Annotated in this window: 12 protein-coding genes; all 12 read left to right on the top strand. The window is 46.8% G+C overall.

Features of this window, described 5'->3' with window-relative positions:
- Window positions 1-870 precede the first annotated feature (870 nt).
- Window positions 871-2,016 (top strand): 23S rRNA pseudouridine(955/2504/2580) synthase RluC, encoded by a 1,146-nt coding sequence (gene rluC / locus HRU21_01905; protein NRA41042.1) that lies wholly within the window; start codon window positions 871-873, stop codon window positions 2,014-2,016.
- Between the two features lie 2 nt (window positions 2,017-2,018).
- Window positions 2,019-2,681: an HAD-IA family hydrolase gene (locus tag HRU21_01900; GenBank protein NRA41041.1), complete on the top strand. Its 663-nt coding sequence runs from the start codon at window positions 2,019-2,021 to the stop codon at window positions 2,679-2,681.
- Window positions 2,682-2,714: 33 nt separating this feature from the next.
- Window positions 2,715-3,704 carry a S49 family peptidase gene (locus HRU21_01895; GenBank protein ID NRA41040.1) on the top strand — a complete coding sequence of 330 codons (990 nt, stop codon included), beginning with the start codon at window positions 2,715-2,717 and terminating at the stop codon, window positions 3,702-3,704.
- Window positions 3,694-4,422 (top strand): DUF2057 family protein, encoded by a 729-nt coding sequence (locus HRU21_01890; protein NRA41039.1) that lies wholly within the window; start codon window positions 3,694-3,696, stop codon window positions 4,420-4,422. The genes HRU21_01895 and HRU21_01890 overlap by 11 nt, the downstream gene beginning before the upstream one ends.
- A gap of 118 nt (window positions 4,423-4,540) precedes the next feature.
- Window positions 4,541-5,080 carry a DUF177 domain-containing protein gene (locus tag HRU21_01885; GenBank protein NRA41038.1) on the top strand — a complete coding sequence of 180 codons (540 nt, stop codon included), beginning with the start codon at window positions 4,541-4,543 and terminating at the stop codon, window positions 5,078-5,080.
- A 24-nt stretch (window positions 5,081-5,104) separates the two neighbouring features.
- Complete coding sequence (gene rpmF, locus HRU21_01880; GenBank protein NRA41037.1) at window positions 5,105-5,287, top strand: 50S ribosomal protein L32; 183 nt, start codon at window positions 5,105-5,107, stop codon at window positions 5,285-5,287.
- Window positions 5,288-5,311: 24 nt separating this feature from the next.
- Window positions 5,312-6,319 (top strand): phosphate acyltransferase PlsX, encoded by a 1,008-nt coding sequence (gene plsX / locus HRU21_01875; GenBank protein ID NRA41036.1) that lies wholly within the window; start codon window positions 5,312-5,314, stop codon window positions 6,317-6,319.
- A 38-nt stretch (window positions 6,320-6,357) separates the two neighbouring features.
- Entirely contained in the window at window positions 6,358-7,281 is a 924-nt protein-coding gene (gene fabD, locus HRU21_01870) for an ACP S-malonyltransferase (protein ID NRA41035.1), read from the top strand.
- An 89-nt stretch (window positions 7,282-7,370) separates the two neighbouring features.
- Complete coding sequence (fabG, locus tag HRU21_01865) at window positions 7,371-8,111, top strand: 3-oxoacyl-ACP reductase FabG (GenBank protein NRA41034.1); 741 nt, start codon at window positions 7,371-7,373, stop codon at window positions 8,109-8,111.
- A 156-nt stretch (window positions 8,112-8,267) separates the two neighbouring features.
- Window positions 8,268-8,501: an acyl carrier protein gene (gene acpP, locus HRU21_01860; GenBank protein ID NRA41033.1), complete on the top strand. Its 234-nt coding sequence runs from the start codon at window positions 8,268-8,270 to the stop codon at window positions 8,499-8,501.
- Between the two features lie 101 nt (window positions 8,502-8,602).
- Entirely contained in the window at window positions 8,603-9,838 is a 1,236-nt protein-coding gene (gene fabF / locus HRU21_01855) for a beta-ketoacyl-ACP synthase II (GenBank protein ID NRA41032.1), read from the top strand.
- A 12-nt stretch (window positions 9,839-9,850) separates the two neighbouring features.
- A partial coding sequence (locus tag HRU21_01850; protein ID NRA41031.1) for an aminotransferase class IV occupies window positions 9,851-10,261 on the top strand: 411 nt, incomplete at its 3' end.

Raw genomic sequence — 10,261 nt, 5'->3', positions numbered from 1 at the left:
GTGTGCAAGCACGGTTGAAATCCAGCCGCTATCGTTGCTATCGTTGAGTCAAAATATCAACGGCGGTGGCCTAAGAGGGTTAGCTATAAGATGCCAGGCTGTGCAAACTTCGCACGTTGGCCAATAGCGTGGCTAACCTAAGGTACATATCGTGCAGATCAAACAGCTCGTAAGATCGCTTATGTTCGTTAATGCCATATCAACGATTATCAAGCTGACTCATGATTGCTTGGCTTTGGCCAATCTTACCCATGGTTCTAAAGAAAGCCTAGGGCATTTCAGTTTAGCAACGATGATTCGTTGCCTTGCCAAGTCAATCAATATCAGCGAATGACAATGTCTTCCACACTAAACGTGCATAAAAGCCGATAAATATATTTATGATATCAGCTTGTGTGTACCGTAATCTCTTTTACTGAAGTTGTTACTTAGCTCAGGCTGGAATTCAGGCTTAAGCAATAGCTATGCTTCAATAATTCAAAAATTTCACATTCTCGACCCATCAAAATGATGATTAGTTCAAAGCAAGACTCTGGCTAAATACAATCGATTGCGTCAGGGGCTTAACAATGCTTATCCGCTGAACTATTAACGAAGGATTATTGTAAATACGATAATCATGATGGTAGTTGCAACAGAAGAAACCTAGGCTAAAGCCACAATTATGATTGCTTCGAACGTCGAATTATTTGTTGCTCTTTATAACTTTAGTAATTTATCTATGAGTATCAAAAATTTGCCAAATTTAGCAATTCGCGCGGCATTACGCTATTATTCGCGCCTAAAGAGCGGTCTGAATATAGCAAAGAGTGCTGTATATTTCAAAAGATAAGCCGATTATTTGCCGGTATTGCACAGGAAAACGTGGTTTTGCCATTTTCAAAATCTGATTTCAATGATTCACGCGCAGAAAAAAATCGCTCGAAACGTCGAAATAGCCCTGTAGGTGCTAAGTCTAGGCCGAAGTTCAAGCAAAAAACAGCGCAAGCACCGCTTCCTGGCAAGTCATCAGCTCAACCCAAGCATCAGCAAAAGTCCTCGTCATCATCGAGTGCAGAGGCGCTTTCTGCAGCAGCTTTGACAAAAGTGCAGCTATTAACCATTGATGAGGACAGTGCGGGTCAACGCATTGATAACTTTTTATTCAGGCAATTTCGTGCAGTGCCAAAATCTAGGCTGTATCGCGCTATGCGTGATGGTGAGATCCGGGTTAACAAAAAGCGGGTCAAGCCAGCTTATAAGCTTCAGACCAAGGATATTGTGCGTTTGCCGCCTTTGCGAGTGGCTGAAAAGCCAAGCTTTCGGGCCTCAGATCATATACTGCAGCAATTAGAACAGGCTATTATCTTCGAGAATGCNGATTTGATNGTCGTTAATAAGCCTTCAGGTCTNGCAGTGCACGGTGGTAGCGGCATTCAATCGGGGCTCATTGAAGTGATGCGACAATTACGACCCGAGTGTAAGCGTTTAGAGTTGGTTCATCGCTTAGATAGAGATACCTCTGGCTGCACGATGATTGCCAAAAAAGCCAGCGTCTTACGTTATTTGCATCAACAGCTGCGCGAGAAGACGCTGTCGAAACACTATCTTGCCTTGGTTAAGGGTCGCTGGCCGGTGCGCAAAACCTTGGTTAATCTTGCGCTAGAGAAAAATATCATTGCCAGTGGCGAGAGAATGGTTCGCCCCTCACCGGAAGGAAAAGTCAGCAAAACCGGCTACCGTGTAGTAGAAACCTTGCCTCAGGCAACCTTGGTTGAGGTAAGCCCTATTACAGGTCGTACGCATCAGATTCGTGTGCACAGTCAAGCCAGTGGTCATCCTATTTTGGGTGACAGTAAATATGGTATTGAACAAGATACGCCGTGGCATAAAAGCATTGGGCTTGAGCGTTTATTTTTACATGCGGCGAAGCTGGAGTTTTTCTTACCCAATCGCGAAGAAGCGGTGTTGGTCGAGGCCGAATTGCCCGCTGATTTGAAGCAAGTTTTGCGTAATCTGCGTAATAAAGGACATTAACATTGTTAGTTGTATTTGATTGGGATGGCACGCTGATTGATTCAAAACAGAAAATTGTCAATGCCATGCATGCTGCGGCAAGCCGTTTAGAGCTGCCACTATTAAGCGATCAAAGCGTGGCAAATATCATAGGTCTTAGTCTGCCTAATGCGATTCAAACGCTTTACCCTTCGCTGCGCGATGCGCAAGTCATTCAAATGGTTGAGGCGTATAGTGAAGCGTTTATTGCTGCTGATAAGCTTGCGCAGTGTGGCCTTTTTGATGGCGTGGAAGAATGCTTGGCAGCCTTAGAGGCGCGTGGTATTGCGATCGCTATTGCTACCGGTAAAAGTCGTCGCGGTTTAAGCCGCATGCTTGATAATCTGGGTTGGCAGAGCCGATTTAATTTTACTCGATGTGCTGATGAATCGGCCTCTAAACCTGATCCTTTGATGCTGCAGCAGTTGATGACAATGTCGGGCTATAACGCCGATGCATTGTTAATGGTTGGGGATACCACTTTTGACTTGGCTATGGCTAACAATGCCGGTATTGATTGCGTTGCGGTTAGCTATGGTGCGCACACAGTGCCTCAGTTGCAGGCGCATTCGCCGCAAATAATAATCGATAATCTAGCGCAATTGCCTGCCTGGATTGACAAAAAATGCTCAACTTTTCAGGCTTAAGCTAAGCCTTTTAATCAATAATGTGAGAAAACTATGTTTGGCAACAAAGACTCAGACCCGGCGTCACAGGATAATGCAAAACAACAGTGGCAGCTGATTGAAAAGCTCGCCTCATCGTCATTGCAAGAACAGCGTCGCGCCAGACGTTGGGGTATTGTGTTCAAATTGATGACTTTCGCGTATTTAGCCTTCATTTTGTTTGCTTTTAGCGGAAAAGGCTCGAATTTGACAGCCAGTATGCCGAATACCGATCAGCCGCATACTGCGGTTGTTAGAATTCATGGTGCTATCATGGATGATCAAGAAGCTGCCGCGGGTCGGGTGAACCATGCTCTGCGCGAGGCTTTCGAAGCTGAGCAATCGAAGGCGGTAGTTTTGGCGATAAATAGCCCGGGTGGGTCGCCAGTGCATGCAGGCTATATTTATGATGAAATTGAACGATTGCGCGCGTTATACCCAGACAAGCAGGTGTATGCGGTAATCAGTGATATTGGTGCATCAGCAGCTTATTATATTGCGGCCGCGGCAGATCATATCTATGCCGATCGGGCAAGTTTGGTGGGTTCTATCGGGGTGATCTCTGCCAGCTTCGGCTTTGATAAGGCGATGGAAAAAATTGGGGTAGAGCGCCGCGTGATGACAGCTGGCGAGAATAAGGCCTTTCTTGACCCTTATCAGCCTTGGAAGCCAGAAGAGAAAGCCTTTTGGCAGGCCTCATTGGCGGTCATTCACAAACAGTTTATTGAGCGCGTAAAAAAAGGTCGTGGTGATCGCCTTGAGGATAATCCGGATATTTTTGCCGGATATTTATGGACCGGCGAGCAAGCTTTAGACAAAGGTTTGCTTGACGGCTTGGGCAGTGCTAGGTCGGTGGCGCGGGAACAAATAGGCGTTGAAGAGCTAGTTGACTACACGGTTGCTGCTTCACCGTTAGAGGCGTTATTAAAAGAGCTAGGTGGCGGTATGGCTGAGGCTATGCTGCAGCACTTCCAGCTCAATATGGCGACACCTAATGTTTATTGATGACTTGTCTGTCTGCTTCCATAAACTCCTGGCCATGGCTTATATAAACCTGTTGCGCTGTATCTGTCGTTTAAAGCCAACTCTCATTGTGCTGAGCGGTTTGTTTGCGCTGCATGTTGAGGCTAGTGATCAACATAGTTTATTGGTGCCGGAAGAATTTAATATTCTCGCCGTAAATGGTCAGCCATACCCAAAGGTACTGTTGCGTAAGGGCATTATTCATTTGCCGCTGAAACCTTTGCCCGATGGATTACATTTGCTTACTTTGCAGTATGAGCAGGTTTTTGATGACGGTGATGACTTTGATATTATCAAGTCCACCCCTTTTGTGATTGAGTTTGCGCATTTATCGGGTGTCTCGGAACTTATGATTGACTGGAAGCCTATCAGGCGCGTCAAGCAAGCCGCTCAGTTTGCACGGCAGCCAAGTTTTGATGTTTTAGTCAGAACCGGTGATCGTCAGGGGCAAAAGCTCAATCTGCGATTTTTCTATGATCAAGCTGAATCTGCACAGCCACAGCTGAGTATGACAAATACAGCCGCGACGACTGAGCTGCTTGCGCCGTATGAAGAAGGCAAATTAAGCGTAGAAGACGCAGAAACGGCAAAAACAGAGCCAGATGCATTAAGCCAATTAAAGTATTGGTGGCAGGCTGCGAGCCCAGCATCGCGCGAGGCATTTAAACGCTACCTCGAGACCGCCCCTGAAATGCCATAACTTGCCATAACTTCAGGCTCAGTCTCGGCTAGACTATTGCTTGCAGCAGGGCTAAGATGGTGGATCCTGTCAAGTTTTCTTTGACTTATGTAAGTGCAATCTATATTATCGCGCGCCTATGTTGAACGAACCCTTGCCGACTGAGGCAGATATTCGTAAATTAGCTGTAAAACAAGCGAAATTTTCCAATTGTTTTGCGGTCTCACACTTAAGTCGGTTTGCTGCTGCGACTGAACAAGATGACGCAAAAGTGTCTGTCGAGTTTGAATTTGGACTTGACGAACAACGGCGCTATCAACTGTTAGGAAAAGTCAGCTGTTCAACATTAGTGATTTGTCAGCGTTGCCTTGAAACTATGCCGCTGGTGCTTGAATGTAATGTGAATATTGTGGTGGTTTACGACGATATTCAGGCTAAGCAACTCCCCAAGGCCATTGAGCCGCTGGTAGTTGCTGATGGCGAGGTTATTGACCTCAATGAAATTGTTGAAGACGAGCTACTATTGAATATGCCGTTTACCAATTTCCACCAGAACGAGCATTGTTATGCGCGTTCACAACAGTTTAACGATCCTAATCAGCCCGATGATTCGAATGCTGATCCAGGTCAAAGCAATAATCCTTTTAGCGTGCTACAAACGCTAAAAGATGATGATTAAATTTAGCGAAAATAGGAGTTCAGCATGGCTGTTCAACAGAACAAAAAGACTCGTTCACGTCGTGGTATGCGTCGCTCACATGATGCCTTAACGACTAAAGCATTGTCTGTTGATAGTGCGTCTGGTGAAACTCACTTGCGTCATCACGTATCAGCCGATGGCTTTTATCGTGGTCGTAAAGTGGTTGAAACCGGTAACGACGATTAAATAGCAACGTTTCTGGCTGTTATCATGGCCAATCAGGCCTTAGCCGTTGACGTTATGAGCGGGGACTTCGGTCCCCGTGTTCTTATTCCCGCCCTCGTTCGTTTTCTCTCTGCTCATCGAAATATTCGCGCCTTTGCGGTCGGTCAGCAAAATGTTATTGAGCCCCTGCTCAAAACCGTGAAGCCTGATGTGCTGTCGCGTATCATCTTAGTTAATGCCCCTGATATTGTTGCGATGGACGAGCAGCCCGCGCATATTTTACGTCGAAAAAAACAGAGCTCTATGTCTGTTGCCATTGATCTGGTTGCCGAGGCAAAAGCTGATGCGGTGGTGTCAGCCGGCAATACCGGTGGTTTAATGGCGCTATCCATGCATAAAATCACCCGCATTGAAAATGTCTATCGCCCGGCAATTTGCGGTCAGCTGCCAACTTTAGCGCGTCACAGTTATCTATTGGATATGGGCGCCAATGTTGATTTAAGTGCAAATGAGCTATTGCAGTTCGCAAAAATGGCTGAAGTGTTGGCAAAAACAGTCGATGCGCGTCCTTCGCCGACGGTTGCTTTGTTAAATATTGGTGAAGAGGCCATCAAGGGTAATGAGCAAGTTAAGCACGCTGATCAATTATTGCAGCAGCAGCGTGACAGTGGCATGCAGTATATTGGCTATGTTGAGGCGCATAAACTGTATAATGGTGTTGCCGACATCATCGTATGTGATGGTTTTGTTGGTAATATTGCCTTAAAAGCGTCAGAGGGTGTTGCAAGCTATATCTTAGAGAAGCTGCGGCAGCAGTTTAAACAAGATTGGTTATTCAAACTTATGTCGCTGTTTGCGGCGCCACCTTTTTTACAGTTCAAGCATAAAGTTGACCCAAGACGATATAATGGCGCGATGCTATTAGGCTTGAATGGCTTAGTGATTAAGTCACATGGCCACGCAGATGAAATAGCGTTTTACCACGCGCTTTGTCACGCACAAAATATGCTGCAACATAATCTGGTTGCGGCACTTAATCAGATCGATCTTTAATCACACACCATAATATTTCATAGGGAGTCATTCTTGGTATGAGTCAGTTAGCATTTGTTTTTCCTGGACAAGGTTCGCAAAAAATAGGCATGCTGGCAGAGGCAGCTGCGCAGTTTGAGCAAGTTCAAACCACCTTTGCAGAAGCCTCGGAGGCCTTAGGTTACGATATCTGGCAGCTGATTCAGCATGGCGAGCAAGCCGAGATTAATCTTACTGAAAAGACTCAGCCCATTTTGTTGACCGCCTCGGTTGCCCTGTGGCGGGTTTGGCAAGCACAGTCAGGTGCAATGCCGCAGCTGATGGCGGGTCATAGTTTAGGAGAATTTTCAGCGCTGGTATGTGCGGGCAGTATTAGCTTCGCCGATGCGGTTAAGTTAGTTCGCGCACGTGGGCAATATATGCAAACGGCGGTACCGGTTGGCGTGGGCGCGATGGCGGCCATTATTGGCTTAGATGATGAGGTTATTGTTGATGTCTGTGCGGCTGCCGCTCAGGGTGAATGTGTACAGGCAGTAAACTTTAACTCACCAGGCCAAGTCGTTATTGCCGGCCATAAAGCAGCCGTTGAGCGCGCGATTGAACAGTTAAAAGCGGCAGGCGCTAAGCGTGCATTACCTTTGCCAGTCAGCGCGCCTTTCCATACCGACTTAATGCAGCCAGCAGGTGAGCAATTAGCTGAGGCACTGGCTGATATCACGATCAAAACGCCTGAGATTGCGGTGGTACATAATGTGCATGCCCAGACCGAGTCTGATCCTGAGCGTATTCGTGAATTATTAATACAGCAAATATACAGCCCGGTTAAATGGACCCAATGTGTTCAAACTATGGTTGCAGCGGGTGTCGAGACGACGGTCGAATGTGGTCCAGGGAAGGTACTAAGCGGTTTAAACAAGCGCATCCATAAGCCGTTAAGCTGTCATGCAATTGAGCAAAGTGCAGATTTATTAGCTGCTATTTAACAACTGTAGTGTTTAGCTAGCGCTAATCGAGCAATAACTAGCATAGCGATACCTATCGCATTGCACATTATAAAATATAGGGGAATTATATGTCTGAGCAAAAAATAGCCTTGGTAACCGGTGCCAGCCGTGGAATTGGTAAAGCAATCGCTGATCGTTTGGCAAAAGACGGCATGTTGGTCATTGGAACTGCAACCAGCCAGCAGGGCGCAGATGCGATATCAGCGCGTTTTCAGGCGTCGGGCGTGGATGGCCACGGTAGAGTATTGAATGTGACCGATGCCGAGCAAGTGCAGCAGCTAATTAAAGCCATTAGCGCAGAGTTTGCTGCGCCTACGGTGCTGGTAAATAATGCTGGTATTACCAAAGATAATTTATTTCTAAGAATGAAAGACGAGGAGTGGTCCTCGGTTATTGATACTAACTTAAATGCGCTATTTACCGTCACGAAGGCCTGCATCAAAGGTATGACGAAAGCGCGTTGGGGCAGAGTGATCAATATCAGTTCGGTTGTCGGCTCCATGGGTAATCCGGGCCAAGCTAACTACAGTGCCACAAAAGCCGCCGCCGATGGTTTTTCGCGTGCCTTAGCAGCTGAACTGGGTTCGCGGGCGATTACGGTAAACTCGATTGCGCCGGGCTTTATCGATACTGATATGACCCAAGAGCTGCCAGAAGCACAGCGTGACGCCCTGAAACAGCAAATCCCTCTTGCTCGGCTTGGTTCGGCTGATGAAATTGCTGCAGCTGTTGCCTTTTTGGCCAGTGATGACGCGGCTTACATTACCGGATCTACCATACATGTGAATGGCGGGATGTACATGAGCTAGGCAGCGGCCTGCTTTTGGTTAAATATTGAGCAGCTCTGAGTTAATTATTTGGTGCAGTCTCAAAAACAGAGTACAATGCCGGCTTTAAAAAATTAAAAACTACCGCCTTTCGGCGGAACAATGTTGACCCATCTATCATTCATTAGGAGTTGAAACATGAGCATTGAAGAGCGCGTAAAAAAGATTGTCGCTGAACAATTAGGCGTGAAAGAAGAAGACGTGAAAGCAGACGCTTCTTTTGTTGAAGATTTAGGTGCAGATTCACTAGACACAGTTGAGCTAGTTATGGCACTTGAGGAAGAGTTCGAAACCGAAATTCCTGACGAAGAAGCTGAGAAAATTACAACGGTTCAGCTTGCGATCAACTACATCAATGAGAACCTGGATTAATTTTTAGTTCTACCCTTGTTCTTGTAAAAGCCGTTGCCAAGCGTTGATGTTAAACGTATTGCAACGGTTTTTTTTTGCGCGCGATTTAAAAGGAGTACACCATGTCTAAACGCCGTGTTGTTGTGACCGGAATGGGCATTCTTTCACCCGTTGGTAATTCACTAGCCACAGCCTGGGAAGCGATTCTTGCTGGCAAGAGTGGTATCGAGAATATCGACAGTTTTGATACCTCAGCTTTCGCCACTCGCTTCGCTGGTTTAGTGAAAGATTTTGATGCCTCAGAATATTACGACGCAAAAGATGCTAAAAAACAAGATCTGTTTATTCAGTATGGTATTGCGGCTGGCGTGCAGGCCATGCGTGACTCAGGCTTTGAGGTGACTGCTGACAATGCTGACCGCGTTGGCGTTGCGATTGGCTCGGGGATTGGTGGCTTGCAGTCCATAGAAGACTGTTACGAAACGATCAAAGACAAAGGGCCTCGCCGTATCTCACCATTTTTCGTGCCTGGCTCTATCATCAATATGATTGCTGGTAATCTGTCGATTATGTATGGCATGCAGGGACCGAATATTGCGATTACCACAGCTTGCACAACAGCAACGCATAATATTGGCCTTGCAGCGCGGATGATTCAGTACGGTGATGCTGATGCAATGCTAGCAGGCGGTGCTGAAAAAGCCTCAACGCCGGTTGGTCTGGGCGGATTTTGCGCCGCTCGAGCTTTATCAAAACGTAACGATGACCCTAAAGCCGCTTCACGGCCTTGGGATGTTGATCGCGATGGTTTTGTATTGGGTGATGGCGCTGCATGTTTAATGCTTGAAGAGTACGAGTCTGCGAAAGCACGTGGTGCCACGATTTACGCTGAATTGGCGGGCTTTGGTATGAGCGGTGATGCCTACCATATGACTTTGCCGTCAGGTTTGGGCGCTCAAAAAGCGATGCAAAACGCTATCGACGATGCCGGTATCAAAGCGTCAGAGGTGAATTATATCAACGCGCACGGTACTTCAACCAAAGCCGGCGATGTCGGTGAGTCTGAAGCGGTTGAAAAAGTGATGGGTGAGGCAGCTAAACAAGTAGCGGTAAGCTCAACTAAGTCAATGACCGGTCATGCGTTGGGTGCAGCTGGTGCGCTAGAAGCGGTATTCACCGTGCTCGCTGTTCGAGATCAAATTGCGCCGCCAACAATCAACCTTGATCAGGCAGATGAAGGCTGTAATTTAGATTATGTGCCTCATCAGGCCCGCAAAATGCCGATTCAGTATGCGCTATCAAACTCGTTCGGCTTTGGCGGTACCAATGGTTCATTACTCTTTTCTCGCGTGGATTAACTTGCGGCAGTCATGTCGGATATTCCCCTAGATCCCACAAGTGCAAGACAACCCCCGGACTTTTCAGGGCTGCTGACAAAGGTTTGGCTAAACGGCGAACCTTTAGACGGCGCCCACCATTTACCGATCAATGATCGCGGCGCACAATTTGGCGACGGCCTGTTTGAAAGCATGCTGGTTGTCAATGGTCAATGCCCTTTATTGGAATATCACATTGCACGATTGGTTGCAGGCTTAGAGTTATTAGAAATAACGGTATCTCAGGCGGTATTAATTGCTGATTTAATGACGGCGTTAGAATATGCAGCAGGTTTTTACGCTCAGCGCTTCAAGCTCAAGCTGCGTATCAGTCGTGGTAACAGTAATAGCGGCTATCAATCAGAGCGCTCGCTTAAAGCTAATCGCTTAGTTGAGCTAACGCCT

The sequence above is a fragment of the Pseudomonadales bacterium genome (genome assembly GCA_013215025.1).
Taxonomy (GTDB): domain Bacteria; phylum Pseudomonadota; class Gammaproteobacteria; order Pseudomonadales; family DT-91; genus DT-91.
The sequence above is the reverse complement of the archived record's forward strand: the minus strand, read 5'-3'. Positions and strand labels throughout refer to the sequence as shown.

Coding starts and splice junctions, on each gene's coding strand:
- HRU21_01895 (NRA41040.1), top strand. CDS start 2,715: ATGTTTGGCAACAAAGACTCAGACCCGGCGTCACAGGATAATGCAAAA.
- HRU21_01885 (NRA41038.1), top strand. CDS start 4,541: ATGTTGAACGAACCCTTGCCGACTGAGGCAGATATTCGTAAATTAGCT.
- acpP (NRA41033.1), top strand. CDS start 8,268: ATGAGCATTGAAGAGCGCGTAAAAAAGATTGTCGCTGAACAATTAGGC.
- HRU21_01890 (NRA41039.1), top strand. CDS start 3,694: ATGTTTATTGATGACTTGTCTGTCTGCTTCCATAAACTCCTGGCCATG.
- fabF (NRA41032.1), top strand. CDS start 8,603: ATGTCTAAACGCCGTGTTGTTGTGACCGGAATGGGCATTCTTTCACCC.
- rpmF (NRA41037.1), top strand. CDS start 5,105: ATGGCTGTTCAACAGAACAAAAAGACTCGTTCACGTCGTGGTATGCGT.
- plsX (NRA41036.1), top strand. CDS start 5,312: ATGGCCAATCAGGCCTTAGCCGTTGACGTTATGAGCGGGGACTTCGGT.
- fabD (NRA41035.1), top strand. CDS start 6,358: ATGAGTCAGTTAGCATTTGTTTTTCCTGGACAAGGTTCGCAAAAAATA.
- fabG (NRA41034.1), top strand. CDS start 7,371: ATGTCTGAGCAAAAAATAGCCTTGGTAACCGGTGCCAGCCGTGGAATT.